Origin of the sequence: Methylobacterium sp. Leaf361, from assembly GCF_001424445.1 — a bacterium.
In the GTDB taxonomy this organism is placed as follows: domain Bacteria; phylum Pseudomonadota; class Alphaproteobacteria; order Rhizobiales; family Beijerinckiaceae; genus Methylobacterium.
Genome location: NZ_LMPY01000016.1, coordinates 1 through 14,627, shown reverse-complemented (window position 1 = coordinate 14,627; position 14,627 = coordinate 1). Strand labels below are relative to the sequence as shown.

Below are 14,627 nucleotides of genomic sequence, written 5' to 3'. Positions count from 1 at the left end.
GCGGTGTACAGCCGGGGCATGGCCGCCGACGCGATTCCCGAGCGCACCCGCCTGATCCCCGCGATGGCCCGCGGCTTCGTCGGCCGCTGCCCGCATTGCGGCCAGGGCCGGATCTTCGGCCGCTTCCTCAAGGTGCGGCCGGAATGCGACGTCTGCGGCCTGGAGCTGCACCACCACCGGGCCGACGACCTGCCGCCCTACGTGGTGATCTTCATCGTCGCCCACATCGTCGGCTATCTGATCCTGGAGACCGAGAGCGCCTACGACGTGCCGCTCTGGGTCGAGATGGGCGTGTGGCCGGTCTTCACCCTCGTCTTCGCGCTGGCCCTGCTCCAGCCCGTGAAGGGCGCCGTCGTCGGGCTGCAATACGCCCTTGGCATGCACGGCTTCGCCACGCTACCGCGGAGCCGCCCCGCCCCGGGGCTTGAGGAGACGCGCCTTGCCGGAGCCGCAGCGGGAGCCCCCGATCGTCACAGCTCCTGAGCGGAAGCCCGCCGCGGCGCGCCTGCGGCCGCGCGACGCCGCGACCATGATCGTGATCGACCGGCGCGGACGGGGCGGCCCGAAGGTCCTGATGGGTCGGCGCAACCCCAACCTCGCCTTCATGCCGGGCAAGTTCGTCTTCCCGGGCGGCCGGATCGAACTCGGCGACCGCCACATGCCGGTGGCCGGGGCGCTCCCCGACTACGCCGAGGCGGCGCTGACCCGGCAGGTGTCCCGGCCCCCGCACCATCTCGGCCGGGCGCTGGCGCTCGCCGCGATCCGCGAGACCTACGAGGAGACCGGTCTGCTCCTCGGCACGACCGAGCACGGTGCGCCCGAGGACGTCCCTGCGGGCTGGGAGGGGTTCGCCCGGCACGGCGTCCTGCCAGACCTCGAGGCGCTGCACCTCGTCGCCCGCGCGATCACCCCACCGAAGCGCGTGCGCCGCTTCGACACGCGCTTCTTCACCGTCGACCGCCGGATGGTGGCGGCCGAGGAGCCGGGGCGGGTTCAGGCCGATGGCGAGTTCACCGAACTCGCCTGGGTGCAGCTCGACGCGGCCCGTAAGCTCGACCTCCCCTTCATCACCCGCGCGATCCTCGACGAGCTGGAGGCGCAGATCGCCGTCGATTTCGCGCCCTACCGGATGATCCCCTTCCATTACGAGCGCTACGGGCGGCGCGAACGGGTGGCCTTGTGAGCGGTCCGGACGGATTGCAGGACGGGCGGCGGGGGATCAGTTCGGAGGACGTGGCGGCGATCTCGGCGGCCGTGACCTGCGTCACCGTCGTCGGCATCGGGCTCAGCCTGTCGATCCCGCTCCTCTCGATCGAGATGGAGCGGCGCGGCGCGTCGAGCACGCTGATCGGGCTCAACACCGCGGTGGCGGGCATCGCCAGCATCTGCACGGTGCCGTTCGTGCCGCGCCTCGCCGCGCGGGTCGGCGTCGCCCCGCTGCTCGGCCTGGCGCTCCTCGTCGGGGCGATCAGCCTCGCGCTGTTCCCGATGCTGCCGGGCATCGCCCTGTGGTTCCCCCTGCGCTTCGTCTTCTCGGCGACGCTCGGCGCGCTCTTCGTCCTCTCCGAGTACTGGATCAACGCCGCCGCCCCGCCGGAGCGGCGCGGCCTGGTGATGGGCATCTACGCCACCGTGCTGGCGGCGGGCTTCGCGGTCGGACCGCTGCTGCTGGCCCTGGTCGGGACCGAGGGGCTGGCGCCCTACGCGACGGGGGCCGCCCTCATGCTGGCCGGCGGCCTGCCCATCGCCCTAGCCCGCGGGCTGTCGCCGACGATCGAGACGGGCTCCGGCCGCGGCATCCTCGGCTACGTCCGGCTCGCCCCCGGCGCCCTGGCGGCGGCCCTGGCCTACGGGGCGGTGGAGACCGGCATCTTCGCCATCCTGCCGCTCTACGGCCTGCGCCTCGGCTACGACGCGCAAGGGGCGGCCGGCCTCGTCAGCCTGATCGCGCTGGGCAACGTGCTGTTCCAGATCCCGTTCGGCTGGCTCGCCGACCGCCTCGACCGGGGCGCGGTGCTCCTCGGCGCGGGCCTCGCGGGGGCGGCGGGCTCGGCCCTGATCCCCCTCGCGGCCGGCCATCCGGCGGCGTTCGGCGCGCTGCTCCTCGTCTGGGGCGGCATCGCCGGGACCCTCTACACGGTCGGCCTCGCGATGCTGGGCGACCGCACGCCGCCGAACGATCTCGCGGGCGCCAACGCGGCCTTCGTGGTGCTCTACAATGTCGGGCTGATGCTGGGGCCGCCGGTGATCGGCGGCGGGCTCGACCTCGTGCCGCCGAACGGGTTCGCGCTGGCGCTGCTCGCCCTGTTCCTGGCCTTCGCGGGCTGGCTCGCCGCGACGGAGGGCCGGCGCGTCCGCTCTTGACCTGCCGGGCCCGATCGGGCATTCACCCGCCCGTATTCGGCCGGGCCCTCCCGGCCATTTGCGTTTCGCTCACGCGGAATGCCGCACCCTGCAGGAGCGCCGCGCCATGGCCAAGGCCGTCACCGTCAAGATCAAGCTCGTCTCCACCGCCGACACGGGCTATTTCTACGTCACCAAGAAGAACTCCCGCACGCAGACCGAGAAGCTGACGATGCGCAAGTACGACCCGGTCGCGCGCAAGCACGTCGACTTCAAGGAAACCAAGATCAAGTAACTGGTCGACAGCTAAGTCGTTGATCTGATTGCGAAAGCCGCCCCTGAAAAGGGGCGGATTTTCTCGTTTGGGTCACAGCGGGATCACACATAGAGCGGGCTATGGCTGGCGAGAGCGTCGTGCCACCTCATCCCTCGCGCTCGGCTCGGACCTTCTTGGGCACCCAATCCAGTTCGGTCGCTACGTCGGCTTCGACCGTGATGCTGTCACCCAATCGGTGTGCGTTCTCTGCCAGCAAGCGCCGGGCGGCTACCAGGGGCGGCCTTCTTGCCTTCGCAGCGCTCTTCGATCGTATCGATCTCCTTAGCCTGCGTTCGGGCTTCATCCCATCGCCGTGGCCTCTCGATCGGGTAACCGTCCATGCGTTGTGGCATCTGCTCGCCGCAGATGCTGAGGTCTTCACCTGCCTTTTACCTCGCAGCCCTGAACCTACCGACAACCTGATCCCAGCCGACCAGGCCACCGCGAGCGTGCGGGCCATTCGAGTTCGAGAACGCCTCTGGCCGGTCGAATGGGAGTGGGCGCATGAGCATCCGACGACGCCTTATGCCTGCGTCAAGCGCGTGGATGGAATTGCATTGCGGGCATCGGCGTTGGACGGCGCCAGAACTGGCGCTGGTGCGGGCTCACTACCCCGACCGTAAAAAGCTGGCGGCCGTCTTGCCACATCGGACCTTCAACGCTTGCGCCGTGCAATGGTATCGCCGCTGGCCGACGGGTTCGATCCGGCCTTGGACAGCTGCCGAAATATCCAGATTGCGACGCCTCTATCCTGTGGCAGCTTGGAGTGAGGTGCGACAGGCATTTCCCAAACGTACTGGCGACGCCATTCGCGGCCAGGCATGCAAGTTGAGGCTTTACCGCCCGACATATCCGTTCAAACTGTCTGGCAACGTGATCGTCGACACCGTGAAGCTACGGGCACGTGCAGAAGGCCTATCAATGCGGTTCCTCGATCTTGAGGCTGCTTCAGGTCAGTATTTCCGCTCCACATCGCGGAGTGGGCACGTGAGAACAAGCGCGATCGAGAAGGCTTTGACGATCTTAGGCGGCCGACTGGAATTCGTATGGGAGGAATAGGCTGGGGCTGAGCCGCTCTGTCGGCGCCAACCATTTCACGCTCGGATTAGCAGCCCAGCATCACCGGCTGTCCCCAGCGTCACCTGCTTCTGGCTCACCGCGATCAGGAGACAGCCGCCTGCCTCTCAAGTGCTCAGCAGCATCCTGGGTGTCTTCCCCATCAAGCAAAGTGACGATGCGTTGGACAACGTCGAGGGCGAGCTCGGCGAGTTGCTCGAACTCTTCACGTGGAATCGCTTTGGCCGCGATCCGGCGGCTGGCGGGGAACGGGACGACGTTGCTCATGCTCAGCCCCAGGCCTTCACAGCTTCCATTAAGAGGGCTCGATTCCGGATCCCTCCCTCGCAGAGGAGCTCATCCTTGATGCGTAGGCTGAGAGATTCGTCGCGCTGCCAGTCGTCCTGCGGTTGGCGAAGGCGAACTTCATCAGCGATCCGGTCTCGGATGAGAGCTGCGCGGGTCGCTTCCTGCTCAGCCAATTTGCCCGCAGCATTCGGCGCCACGCCTTTGACCGGATCATGGTGCTCTGCGAACGGCTGACAGCCCACAGCGAGCCACTGATGGTGAACCGCTTCGAACACGTCGAAGAGGTTGCTGAGCTGCGTGATACCGAGGCCGCTCAGGTCCACGGCCCTGGCTTGAACCTGGGCCAGTGACGCAGGAGGCGCTGCGTGGGGTGTGGGCTCCCGTCGCAAAACGCGAGCTGCGGATGCCTCTACATCGGCCGCTCGCTCTCGCAGGGACGCACGCGGTGTTGCCTGCGGTTTCCTTGAGGTCGATTTGGTCATGCCCCCTCCCCTTCACGTCAGAGGAAGGTAGCCGAAGGCGAACACGCCTCCGGCGATGATGAGAGCGGCTGCGAGCGCCTCGCCCGCGAGATTCAGGAAGCGACGGGCGCGGATGTGCGCCGTGTATAGGGGAGCAGGAGTGACTTCATCCCACAGCTCGATGGCGTCAAGCATCGGCTCGTTCGGCAGGATGGATGATCTGAGCTCGCGCGGCAGCTCGCGGACCGTGTCGATAACGGCGGGCCTGCGGGTTGGAACTGGCTGGCTGAAATCGGGGATACGGGCGTACGTCATCGATCGGGCTCCCGGTGGGGCTCGTGGTGGTCGAGGTGGCGGTGAAAGAGGGCCCAGGCGGATCTGCCCGGCGCGGTCAGAGCTTCAGTGGGCAGCCATGTGGCGGGCGAGTTTGGCGGCGCCCCAGGCGGCCTTGAGAGCCACCGCCATGGCCTCGGCCCAAGAGCAGCCGAACCTTTCCTGATGGGCTCGAGCGGCCTTGGCAGCGGCCAGCATGATCGCAGACCGGTCGAACCTGCCGGCGATGACCAGAGAGCGGCGGCTGAGGCGGATCGTCAGGTTGATGCTGGCTCTGGCGGCAAGAAGTCCGGTCGCAATCACGCCGCGGTCATCGCGGACGTTGCGAAGAGCGGCGTTCCAAGAGATGCGGCGCTGGATGGACATCTGGCAAGCTCAGATTTGGTTCTGATACCTAGATGTGCCATGCTGAGCGCCATGTCAACGCTTTTCTAGGTGTGATACATAGATTGCCCAATCTGAGGGCTATATGCTTACCACTGGCAACCAGCTTAAGGCGGCGCGCGCGCTCATAGGCATGGAGCAATCCAAGCTCGCCGAGCTCGCTCGGTTAAACGTCAACACGATCCGCAACATGGAGGCCGCAGCGGCTGGGCCGATCGCTGGACGCTCGGTGAATGTCCAGGCCGTCCAGCGCGCTCTCGAGGCTGAGGGCCTTCAGTTCATACCCCAGGACAGCGGCGGCCCTGGCGTCAGGCTGCGAGACCCGTTGCCTTGATAGTGCACCCCTAATCGACCTGTTCCGATCCCCGCCGACCGATCAACACGACGACGCGGCCAGTCAGGTGGCTTTCGACCAGAGCAGGAAGCCGGTGGCGGCCAGCAGGAGCCACGCTGAGACGCGGGCGATCCCAGTTGAGGGCGCTTCCTCTTCAAGCCGATCGTGTGCAGCTTCAGCCAGGATCGCGGAGCACAGCGCGGTCTCGAGGCTCAGGACGGCAGCCAACCACGGCGACATGCTTGATCCTCACGAAAGAGGCCGGAGCCCGTAGGCCCCGGCCGAGTCGAGGAGGAAACGCCCGCCATGGGCGAAGTTGCGTCGTGCACGGTTCGGGCCACAGCCGCAGCTGCCAGTATCGAGCTACTCGGCGACCATGCGCGCCGCCCTAGGCCCACAATCCCGCCGCGATCGGCGCGCCTCCTGAGGGCCACGGGGAGGCGGCCGCTTAGTTCACGCCGTCCGGAGTGCCTGCATTGTTGAACACGATCCTGGCGCTTGTCGCCGTCCTCGCCGTTATGGCCGCCCATGCCCTCTACAGGCTCGTGCGGCTGCCCTTCCGGCTCGTGCGCGGCCTGTTTCGACACAAGGCCCCGCGGGCCCAGCTGACGGCGCGCTAACCCGCCTCCAGCATGATGCTGTCGAGCCGCGTCGCGTAACGGTCAGGCTCACCGCTGGTGAGATCCGGGGTTCCCCCGCCGTCTGTGATCGGATCAGGCGGCGGGGCCGAACCGACCGGCGTCAAGCAAGGGTCGCTGTGGTGCCTGCCGTGCGACAGCGAGTCGAGTGCAAGACGGTGCCTCAGTTCTTGAAGATCCGCACATCGCCCTCCGACAGCTCGTCGCGCTGGTCGGTGCACCACTGCTGTTCACCGACCTCTTTCACCTCGGCGTAGCGCCGCGCCAGCTCGTCCTTGAAAGCGGCGTTCGCCCGCTCCTGGCCGAGCACCTTGGTGGCCACGTCTCGCGCGGTCTGAGATATCCGCAGCGCGGTCGTGCCGTCGATCGCGTAGTGCTTGCCGCAGAACGTGATGATGGCCGACTGCGCGCTGGATGCGCGAAGCAGGGCCAAGGCTTGCTCTTCCTGGGTCTGCGCGTAGGCGGGTGCGGCATGCACGCCAACGGCGAGGGCCAAGACAACAGGGGCTCGGCAGCGCATAGCCAGGTCTCCGGCGGTCGCGCCGCCTTGCCTTAGTCAACGGGGCAACGACGCGGAGGATCGTGGGTTGCTTGGCTCCGGCGCGGACTCATCTGGTGCGGGGGCGCTTTCCGGAGCCGGCGGATCCGGTTCGAACTGCTGCCAGGCCTCGTGAATTGCCTTCCGCATCAGGCCGAGGTCGGCCCAACTGGCGGGGGCGAGCGATTTCACCTCGCTCCTGGGCGGCATCGTACTCATCTGGCAGCTGCGCGACGCGGAAGCGGCCGACCCCAGCGTGATCCGGCGGGCGCTGGATGAGCGCCTCAATGCCGGCCCGCAGCTCGATCAGCAGGCGATCGGCCGCCGTAGCTACTATGCCGCAGCCGCGGCATCATATTGGGATTGAGGAAACCGCCTGGCATTAACCTGTCGTTAACCATTCGCCCGACGGTAATCCAATCACTCAACAATTCAAAGTTGAGCGACGGCTGAGCTGTATCGGGATGACTGTCATCCGGATCACCGTGAATGCTCGCCGGGCATACAGGCCAGTCGAAGGCGGAGGCGGAAGAAAGAGATGGGGGCGACATTCTTGGCCGAAGCGGCTGTCAAGCCCCAGATCGAACGTCGACGCAATAATGCTCCCCAAATCCTTCTAGCAGTCTGTTGGATCGGCCTGTTCGCTTATTGTGCCGCCTACCTCACTGAAGATTTGCCGCTTCCGACCCAATCTGCCCAAGCCTTCGAGGAGCCGCTCATTGAACAGGTCGAGGGTTTCCCGCGGCAGGTAATCGGGATGGCGACGCCCGAGCCTCCTGCAACCTCCTCGATCTCAGCAACCGCAGAGGTGCCCGCCGTCGAGATCGAGCCGCCACAACCGATGCCCGAAGCCCATCTCCAGGCACCAGCAGTCGCGCCTCAACCGGCTTCAGTTGTGGCGGACTATGTTGGGATCTGGGGGCCTACGGCCGATGCCTGCGGCGCACGAGGGCGCCGCAAAGGCTATCTGCCAGCGACGATCACGCCCGATCGCGCCAAGGCGGGCGACACCGTCTGCAGCTTCCGTGACGCTCATCGGGCCGGAAATGCCTGGATCATGGCCGCCGACTGCGGAGATCACGATCGCCGCTGGTCCACCAAGGTCCGTCTCGTCGTCGACGGCGACCACCTGACGTGGACGAGTGCGTGGGGTTCCTCGGCATACGTCCGCTGCAACCGGCGCGCTGGCTGAGCGTCTGAAACGAAGGAGCCCCGGCCGATTAGGGGGCCGGGGCTCCTTCTTGCGCTCCACCCTATTCGGCAGCGGCGGCCTTCTTCGACTTCCGCGCCCTGGCCGGGTTCTCAGCCGGAGCGGCAGCGGCCTCGGCAGCCTTCTTCCGACCCCGGGGCTTGGGCGCATCGGCAACGGTCTCGGCGACGTCCGCCACCTTCGCAGCCGCCTTTCGCCTCTGACCGAGCCCGTTGCTCCGGGCGAACTCAGCGCGCATGGCCGAGTAGCTGGCGGCCGTGGACGGATAGTCCACCGGCAGCCCAAAGCGCTGGCGGTACTCTTCCATCGTCAGGCCGTTGCCGGTGAGGTGCCGCTTGAGGGTCTTGTAAGGCTTGCCGTCGATGAAGCTGATCAGCGCGTCCGGAGTGATCGACTTGCGGATCTGGGCCGAAGTCAGCTTCTCCGCCTTGGGCTCGGCTGAAGCAGAAGCACCGTTGAGACCGGCGATCGCAGCATGAACACTCGACAAAAGCGCCGGCAGCTCAGCCACCGGCACGGAGTTGTTCGCCACGTAGGCCGCAACGATCTCGGTCGTTAGCTCGACGAAGGGAGGTTGTTCCGCCATCGGGGTCGATGTGTTCTCGTCCATTTGCGCCTCCATGATGTGCGTGCGCGATAAACGAGATCAATTTAGGATTTCGTCAAGGGCTTTCGCGGCGAAACGGTTCAGTCGCGATAGATATCTACCGGTTTCGCGATTGATTTCTGGCCGATATCAAATTGTAATCAGTTGGGACTGAGAGGAGCCCCTGACCGCTCAGACAGGGTGGATCGGCTTTCGGCGATGGGACCGCACCAGCCGGCGTCGAGCAGGAGAAGCAAATGGTGAGCGCTGACTTCAACCCCGCTCCGGCGATCAAGCGGACTGAGCTCAGCCGATCGCCGGTTACCGGTCTCGATCATCTGGAGATCGTCACCCAACTGGTGGAGTTTCCGCCTGGCGTGACCTCGCCGCGCCACTATCACCACGGCGAAGAGACGTTCTACGTGCTGGAGGGCGGCATGGTGCTGGAGCCCGGTCGACCGCCGCTGGAGCGTTTCCCGGGCGAACACGGCGTCATTCCCAGAGGGCTCCATCACTCCGGCTACACCGTCGTCGGCGACCAGACCATCAAAGTCCTGTCGGTCTACGTCGTCGACAAGGGGAAGCCCCTGCAGGAGTCGGTCTCATAGCGAAAGGTTACTTGTGGAACATCCCGGGGGGCAATCTGGGGCGGATTTTCTGCTTTCAGGACCGAGCGTGTCGGATGGCCACCGGCTCGGTTCGAGCGTAGACCGGATCATGACGCAGCCGCCTCTCCGAACCCGCTTCGTCCTCGCGGCTCTCATGATTATACTGACCGCAGGCTTCGCGGATTGGGTGCTCCTGTCGCCTGATGACCCAGTCGAAGCCTTCCTGGACGTCGCCATAGCAGCCGGCTCGGCTACTGCGTCTCTGCTGCCTTTCATGCTCTCGTGATGCCCAACGCTTCAGCGCTCGTCAGCCTCCAACTCGCCTTGTGTCGGAACAGTCGTAGGCCAATCGCCCTCAGCGATCTGTGGACGCCCAACCGACGGTCAGAACCAAGCGCATGGTCTGTCGGTTGATTTGTAAGGCGCTGTTCCGAGCCAGAGCGCCTCCTGAGGTTCTGCAGGGAGAGGCGTGATGCCGAGGATCAGCGTGAAGCTCGCCGGTGATGGAACCCACACAGTCGTGCAGGACCATGATCCAGTGGCCAGCGGGATGAGCCTCGATGAGGCGGAGAACTTCGTGACCTTCCTGCGCGTCTCTGCCCGGGTGAGGCGGACGCACCGGCTGCCGGACGCGGTGCGCTGCAAGCGCTGACAGAACGCCGCGTGCAGCAGCGCCCTATCGCGCCGCACCCTATATCCGTTGCATCGCACAAGTGGGCCTTGCCCAGTGCTGCACGGAGCGTCCCATGTCGACCATGAAAGACCGCGCCGCCGCGCGCATCGTTCTCGTGCCTGAAACTGTTGCACCCGGCTATGCAGAGACGATGGCGCAGCTGCCACGGGCGCGGATTGCCAAGCGCCTGCCTTCGGCAGATCGTGACCTACCGGCGGTGGGCTCATTCGGCTGAGGCACATCGCCTGCCTCTGGAAAGGCCCCCCCACCGAGACCATGATGTGAGTCGGCGTCGGCCTCATAATCGGCCTGTTCATCGGCGGGTGGGTCGCAGACCGACAGCGGCCTCCAGTGGATTAAGCAGCGCCTCCGCCGTCTACATCCCGTGAACGCAACCACCTCGAACCGCCCGGCTCCGGCCGCGGCGGTTTTTTCGTGTTAACCGCCGCGCCGCGGCGTAGTGATCCGCTTGGCGACGTTCGCGGTTACGCCGGAATATCGGCGTTGGCCCTCACCTCAAGTCAGCGATCAGGCACTTCAGTTCCAGCGGAGTGAGCTGGCGCCACCAAGAAGCCAAGGCTTCCTCTACAACCCGATCGCCTTCCATGATCCTGATCAGGTAGTCGCTGCTGCCTACACGCCCGATGAACTGCGCCATCCACACCGCTTCCGCCGATGCAGCACCGATGTCTGCCGCTGGCCTGGCCAGAAGTGATGCAAGCGGGCAGTCGACGGCACAAACGCGAAAAGGTGCGGGATGCATGACGATCAGCATACGCAGGTAGTCGGGGATCCGCGAGTGCGCAAAGCTGACCTTCCTTCGCGTCGGGCCGGCCGTTTCTCCCGAGACACCTTCAGCCCCGCCCGGCACCGCCGCGCGGGGCTTTTTCGTGCTCGCCTCAACCAGTGGGATCTACCAGCATAAAGCGGCTCTCGGAACGATACCCCCAAAGCTTCTTTCCGCCGAACTCGACCTCAACCATTTTCGGGTTCGCTGGCAGATCTTCGGCTCGTAGAACTAGGCCGACGGCATCTTTGCTGATGCCCTCATGATCGGCGTCCGACTCGAACCGAAATTTGATCTTGTCGCTGGTCTTCATATCGCCACTCCAATTGCTTTCGACAATTTTCGCGGGACAGAGTTTTGAGGCCGGTGTCAACCCTGCCCCGTAAGCGGATCGGGGCGGGGCCGAGCGGGCGGCTAACGCAGCCGGCGTCTCGTTCAGTGCAGCGCCATCTGAGCCCCACCCGTGGCCTCGTTTGAACGCTGCGGTTTGTTTGAGACGTTCGAACCGGCCCTCGCCCTGGTGATTGAGCGTGCCGACATGTTGAAGGCGACGTTCAATGACGGCAGGCCACGCGCATCCTCGTAGGCCTTGAACCGGAAGCCGGCATGGACTGCTGCGACGATGAACGCTCCATTCGAGATATAGCCATGCCCGAGAGGCCGGCCATCAGGAAAGGTGCACGGCTGCCTCTCGGCGTCATGCTTTAGACCGTAGCTACCCGCGCGAGAATTGATCACTTTCATCGGTGTAAGCCGCGACACGAAGGCGAGAGCCAGTAGAAACTCCTCGACGCTGGTCTCGTCCATGAACTTGGTTCGGGCATCCTCGACGCGCTTTGCTCGAGCGGCCTGGGTCTCCCAAATCCCATTGACCCGCTTGGGACCACCGGCGCCAAATCCATTGGGGTTCAGCTGCGGCTCGGAGGCCAGCACTGCCTCCATCGCAGCCCGCGCCGCGGCATACTGGAAAAGGCGCGTATCGACCTCAAACCCGTGCCCGACCAAGTAGGCAGCGAAAACACACGCGTCGGCTTCGCGGACTAAAGCCTCAGAGGCGTCCGCGGTAGCGGCCCGCATGGTTGCGTAAGTGCGGAAGCCGAAGGCGCGCGCCAGCGCCTCACAGCGATGAGAAGACTTCACGTCCGGAAGGGTCTTGGTGAGGTCGGCCTTCATGGCGTCGACGGACGCGCGTGTGACGGCAACGTGCAGCTTGAACACGGCAGCATCTCCAGGTCGGGCTTCGCAGATCGCCGGTTAGCTGCATGCCCTAAGGGGATGCGAGACCGTCAGGAGGGTTCCGAAAGACGTTTGACCCGGCGACAGGTCACAGGTGCCTAACCCGCGCTCACTCTACCAAGCCGAACCGAGATCGCAAGATAGCGGCATGCGTTTGGCCGCGGTGCATGCAAAGGGGTACAGCTCCAGCCCTCATGTGGGCGGATCCGGGCCGGGCTGAGCGGGCAAGGTACCAGTCACCTCACAATATTGGGCTGCATTCGGGCTCTTGCCGAGGAAAGGCGCCTGCCATCGTTTCATCGGTGTCGAACACTGCGTCTCGCGGCCCCTCCTTGGCTTCCCCCGCTTTGCACGCATTCTGCGCGGAACCACCTGCCTTATGCCTGCATTATCCCATTAATGCAGGCATTCTGAGGCCGCGATGACCTTTACGTTCAAATCCAACAGAGCCAAGGGAGGCGTCGCTCGCGCTGCCTCGTTGACGCCAGAAGAGCGGAAAGCTCAGGCGAGAAATGCGGCCAAGGCCCGCTGGGATACCGAAGGGCTTCCGCTCGCTACGCACGTCGGCGTGCTAAAGGTCGGCGACGCTGAGATGGACTGCTATGTCCTCGAGAACGGCGAGCGGCTTCTCTCTACCCGCGGGGTCATGAAGGCACTGAAGCGGACATGGCGCGGAAGAAAGTACAGCGGTACCCAGCTCCCCGTGTTTCTGGAGGCCAAAAATCTCACCCCCTTTATTCGGGAAGATTACCAGTCGGTCCTCGCTCCTATCGAATTTCGAACAAATCGCGGCGGCCGTGGCGAAGGATACAAAGCCGAAATCTTGCCGGCAGTCTGTGAAATCTACTTGGATGCTCGGCAGGCTGGAAACGTCCTTACGCCCCCGCAGCTCATCGTTGCCCAGCAGTGTGAGATCCTTGTTCGAGCGTTCTCACGCCTCGGCATCATTGCACTAGTTGATGAGGCTACCGGGTACCAGGATCTGAGGCCCCGGGATGCTCTGCAGGCTTATCTTGAACAGATCATCCGCAAGGAATTGGCGGCTTGGGTAAAGCGCTTCCCGGATGAATTTTATAAACAGATCTATCGGTTGCGCGGCTGGAATTGGCCCGGCATGGGCAAAAACCGCTTCAGCGTTGTGGCGCACTACACGAAAGACATCGTGTACGAGCGTTTGGCACCCGGGGTCCTAGAAGAACTTGAGGCCCACAATCCGAAAGATGAAAGGGGGCGCCGCAAATCGAAGCATCATCAGTGGCTGACAGACGACGTTGGCCATCCGATGTTGTCGCAGCATCTGTTCGCAATTATGGCGCTTCAACGCGCCAGCGCTGATTGGGACAGCTTCATGCTCGCTCTCAATCAAGCCTTCCCGAAGCGTAACGAGACCCTGGAGCTCCCTTTCTTCTCGGCTGCAGGGTAGGTGGTACCCAAGCGGATTGTTAAGGCGCTGCCGGTACCCGCACCGGCATGTCAGCCAACCCCGCCGCCGACCTTCCGCCCGCCGTCGCCTCCTGGCGCGACCAGATCGAGCGCCTGTCCGAGCACGCCTCGCCGTGCCGGTATCTCCTGCCGGCGAAGTGGGCGGCGATGCGGTCGAACGCGCTGGCCTTCCTCGACCAGTTCGGCGCCGAGGCGCACCGGCTCGGCTGGACGGATCGGCAGCTGATCGCCTAAACATCACCGACAAGCCCGAGTGGTTCTGCCAGTCCGATGAGAAGTCCTTCTGGGCCGCGGATATAGCAGAGCCGATACGAATCCTCGTACTGGACTACTTCGCCGACAAGCTGCGCACCGTGCTTGCGGAGTCTTGCGAGTGTTTCGTCGATGTCGCTCACTGTGAACATAGCGCGCAGGTAACCGAGCGCGTTCACTGGTGCGTTTCGGTGATCGGCGACAACAGGTGGGGCGAGGAAACGCGAGAGCTCGAGCCGGCTGTGGCCGTCGGGAGTGACCATCATTGCGATCTCGACGCGCTGGTTACCCAGCCCAGTGATGCGTCCGGCCCATTCTCCTTCAACCAGGGCTCGCCCCTCAAACGTCAGCCCAAGCTCGGTAAAAAAGGAAATGGCTTCATCGAGGGATTCCACCACGACGCCGATATTGTCCATTCGCAGCAATTTGCTTTTGGCCATTAAATTACTCCTCACCTTCGTGATGGTGTAGCTGAGCGGTAGCAGTCCCGCTTGCGCCGCGTTGGCTGTCGCCGAACTGATTTTGCCGCCGACGAAGAGCGCGACTGAGCAGTCACCGGATCGGAACTGGCCGTCTCAGCCAAGGCCCCGGCGCGATCCCACCCTGCACGCCGTCCGCCCATCCACTGCCGGGGTCTTTGGCATCCTCGGGATTGCGTACCATTCGGACGGTGTGGCGCTGGCCGGATCGCATCTCGATCACGACCTCGGCCGCGCTCAGGATCGTGCTCACGCCGCGATCGTAGGCCCATAGCCAGTAGGGGTTCTGACGCTTCTTGTCCCGGCCAGCGAGGTCGACGGACTCGCGGAGAACAAGCCTGAGGCGGTACTTCCCGTCGAGCTGATCCTGCAGCATCTGGTGCACCACGCGGCCGGCGGCGATGTAGGCAGAGCCGCCGAGACTGTCCTCGTGGATTCGCGGGTGATACTCGTCCGTTGTGACCTCGCGCCACGGAGGCGGGGTCGACGGCGCCGCGGGCGGTTGTTCCTGGTGATGCTCGGCTATCCCTTGCCGCTCGGCGTGGCCTGCCCCCATGCGGTGGCCCAGGTTCGAAGTTAGTGCATCGTCGGTCGCGTGACGATGGCTGGGCGAGCGAGCGGCGCTGAAGTGCTCGGTTCCG

Annotated in this window: 23 protein-coding genes; 12 read left to right on the top strand and 11 right to left on the bottom strand. The window is 64.8% G+C overall.

Annotation, left to right across the window (positions count from 1 at the left end):
• The first annotated feature begins 18 nt into the window (after nt 1–18).
• From ASG32_RS13470 to rpmG, 4 genes are all read left to right on the top strand, one after another.
• On the top strand, nt 19–483 hold the full coding sequence (locus ASG32_RS13470; RefSeq protein ID WP_020092565.1) for a DUF983 domain-containing protein: 465 nt from the start codon (nt 19–21) through the stop codon (nt 481–483).
• On the top strand, nt 440–1,183 hold the full coding sequence (locus tag ASG32_RS13465) for an NUDIX domain-containing protein (protein ID WP_056526787.1): 744 nt from the start codon (nt 440–442) through the stop codon (nt 1,181–1,183). The genes ASG32_RS13470 and ASG32_RS13465 overlap by 44 nt, the downstream gene beginning before the upstream one ends.
• A complete protein-coding gene (locus ASG32_RS13460) occupies nt 1,180–2,364 on the top strand; it encodes an MFS transporter (RefSeq protein ID WP_244491936.1) in 1,185 nt (394 codons plus the stop codon). Before ASG32_RS13465 ends, ASG32_RS13460 begins: the two co-directional genes overlap by 4 nt.
• A gap of 106 nt (nt 2,365–2,470) precedes the next feature.
• On the top strand, nt 2,471–2,638 hold the full coding sequence (rpmG, locus tag ASG32_RS13455) for a 50S ribosomal protein L33 (RefSeq protein WP_020092568.1): 168 nt from the start codon (nt 2,471–2,473) through the stop codon (nt 2,636–2,638).
• A 1,140-nt stretch (nt 2,639–3,778) separates the two neighbouring features.
• Here the strand turns inward: rpmG and ASG32_RS33875 are convergent.
• On the bottom strand, nt 3,779–4,003 hold the full coding sequence (locus tag ASG32_RS33875; RefSeq protein WP_157861966.1) for a hypothetical protein: 225 nt from the start codon (nt 4,001–4,003) through the stop codon (nt 3,779–3,781).
• A gap of 122 nt (nt 4,004–4,125) precedes the next feature.
• On the opposite strand from ASG32_RS33875, the gene ASG32_RS13450 reads away from it, so the two are divergent.
• Nucleotides 4,126–4,374: a hypothetical protein gene (locus ASG32_RS13450; RefSeq protein WP_056526784.1), complete on the top strand. Its 249-nt coding sequence runs from the start codon at nt 4,126–4,128 to the stop codon at nt 4,372–4,374.
• A gap of 144 nt (nt 4,375–4,518) precedes the next feature.
• Here ASG32_RS13450 and ASG32_RS13445 read toward each other — a convergent pair whose 3' ends face one another.
• The 3 genes from ASG32_RS13445 to ASG32_RS33870 form a co-directional block, all read right to left on the bottom strand.
• Complete coding sequence (locus ASG32_RS13445; RefSeq protein ID WP_056526781.1) at nt 4,519–4,800, bottom strand: hypothetical protein; 282 nt, start codon at nt 4,798–4,800, stop codon at nt 4,519–4,521.
• Between the two features lie 84 nt (nt 4,801–4,884).
• Nucleotides 4,885–5,184 (bottom strand): hypothetical protein, encoded by a 300-nt coding sequence (locus ASG32_RS13440; RefSeq protein ID WP_056526777.1) that lies wholly within the window; start codon nt 5,182–5,184, stop codon nt 4,885–4,887.
• A gap of 415 nt (nt 5,185–5,599) precedes the next feature.
• Complete coding sequence (locus ASG32_RS33870; RefSeq protein ID WP_157861965.1) at nt 5,600–5,776, bottom strand: hypothetical protein; 177 nt, start codon at nt 5,774–5,776, stop codon at nt 5,600–5,602.
• A gap of 236 nt (nt 5,777–6,012) precedes the next feature.
• On the opposite strand from ASG32_RS33870, the gene ASG32_RS34490 reads away from it, so the two are divergent.
• A complete protein-coding gene (locus tag ASG32_RS34490; protein WP_199866113.1) occupies nt 6,013–6,156 on the top strand; it encodes a hypothetical protein in 144 nt (47 codons plus the stop codon).
• A gap of 181 nt (nt 6,157–6,337) precedes the next feature.
• Here the strand turns inward: ASG32_RS34490 and ASG32_RS13430 are convergent, their stop codons facing one another.
• Entirely contained in the window at nt 6,338–6,670 is a 333-nt protein-coding gene (locus ASG32_RS13430) for a hypothetical protein (protein WP_244491935.1), read from the bottom strand.
• Between the two features lie 580 nt (nt 6,671–7,250).
• Between ASG32_RS13430 and ASG32_RS32525 the strand changes: the two genes are divergently transcribed.
• The gene (locus tag ASG32_RS32525) at nt 7,251–7,904 is read left to right on the top strand and encodes a hypothetical protein (protein WP_082557866.1); all 654 of its coding nucleotides are present in this window, start codon (nt 7,251–7,253) and stop codon (nt 7,902–7,904) included.
• 61 nt (nt 7,905–7,965) lie between these two features.
• On the opposite strand, the gene ASG32_RS13425 is transcribed toward ASG32_RS32525, so the two are convergent.
• Entirely contained in the window at nt 7,966–8,532 is a 567-nt protein-coding gene (locus tag ASG32_RS13425) for a MucR family transcriptional regulator (protein WP_056526767.1), read from the bottom strand.
• Nucleotides 8,533–8,765: 233 nt separating this feature from the next.
• On the opposite strand from ASG32_RS13425, the gene ASG32_RS13420 reads away from it, so the two are divergent.
• The 3 genes from ASG32_RS13420 (at nt 8,766) to ASG32_RS33865 (ending at nt 10,024) form a co-directional block, all read left to right on the top strand.
• Nucleotides 8,766–9,116: a cupin domain-containing protein gene (locus ASG32_RS13420; RefSeq protein ID WP_056526764.1), complete on the top strand. Its 351-nt coding sequence runs from the start codon at nt 8,766–8,768 to the stop codon at nt 9,114–9,116.
• A gap of 472 nt (nt 9,117–9,588) precedes the next feature.
• A complete protein-coding gene (locus ASG32_RS13415; RefSeq protein WP_056526759.1) occupies nt 9,589–9,768 on the top strand; it encodes a hypothetical protein in 180 nt (59 codons plus the stop codon).
• Nucleotides 9,769–9,862: 94 nt separating this feature from the next.
• Nucleotides 9,863–10,024: a hypothetical protein gene (locus ASG32_RS33865; protein WP_157861964.1), complete on the top strand. Its 162-nt coding sequence runs from the start codon at nt 9,863–9,865 to the stop codon at nt 10,022–10,024.
• A 276-nt stretch (nt 10,025–10,300) separates the two neighbouring features.
• On the opposite strand, the gene ASG32_RS33860 is transcribed toward ASG32_RS33865, so the two are convergent.
• The 3 genes from ASG32_RS33860 to ASG32_RS13410 form a co-directional block, all read right to left on the bottom strand.
• Nucleotides 10,301–10,564 (bottom strand): hypothetical protein, encoded by a 264-nt coding sequence (locus ASG32_RS33860; protein ID WP_157861963.1) that lies wholly within the window; start codon nt 10,562–10,564, stop codon nt 10,301–10,303.
• Between the two features lie 124 nt (nt 10,565–10,688).
• Nucleotides 10,689–10,889 (bottom strand): hypothetical protein, encoded by a 201-nt coding sequence (locus ASG32_RS33855; protein ID WP_157861962.1) that lies wholly within the window; start codon nt 10,887–10,889, stop codon nt 10,689–10,691.
• 122 nt (nt 10,890–11,011) lie between these two features.
• Complete coding sequence (locus tag ASG32_RS13410) at nt 11,012–11,794, bottom strand: hypothetical protein (protein ID WP_056526754.1); 783 nt, start codon at nt 11,792–11,794, stop codon at nt 11,012–11,014.
• 439 nt (nt 11,795–12,233) lie between these two features.
• Between ASG32_RS13410 and ASG32_RS13405 the strand changes: the two genes are divergently transcribed.
• Both ASG32_RS13405 and ASG32_RS13400 read left to right on the top strand, forming a co-directional pair.
• Nucleotides 12,234–13,235 carry a P63C domain-containing protein gene (locus ASG32_RS13405; RefSeq protein ID WP_056526751.1) on the top strand — a complete coding sequence of 334 codons (1,002 nt, stop codon included), beginning with the start codon at nt 12,234–12,236 and terminating at the stop codon, nt 13,233–13,235.
• Nucleotides 13,236–13,282: 47 nt separating this feature from the next.
• A complete protein-coding gene (locus ASG32_RS13400) occupies nt 13,283–13,489 on the top strand; it encodes a hypothetical protein (protein ID WP_056526748.1) in 207 nt (68 codons plus the stop codon).
• Here the strand turns inward: ASG32_RS13400 and ASG32_RS13395 are convergent.
• Nucleotides 13,486–13,947 carry a VOC family protein gene (locus ASG32_RS13395; protein ID WP_056526745.1) on the bottom strand — a complete coding sequence of 154 codons (462 nt, stop codon included), beginning with the start codon at nt 13,945–13,947 and terminating at the stop codon, nt 13,486–13,488. The two genes, ASG32_RS13400 and ASG32_RS13395, sit on opposite strands and share 4 nt — an antisense overlap.
• Nucleotides 13,948–14,059: 112 nt before the next feature.
• The coding region (locus ASG32_RS13390) for a hypothetical protein (protein ID WP_157861961.1) at nt 14,060–14,627 on the bottom strand (568 nt) is incomplete at its 5' end.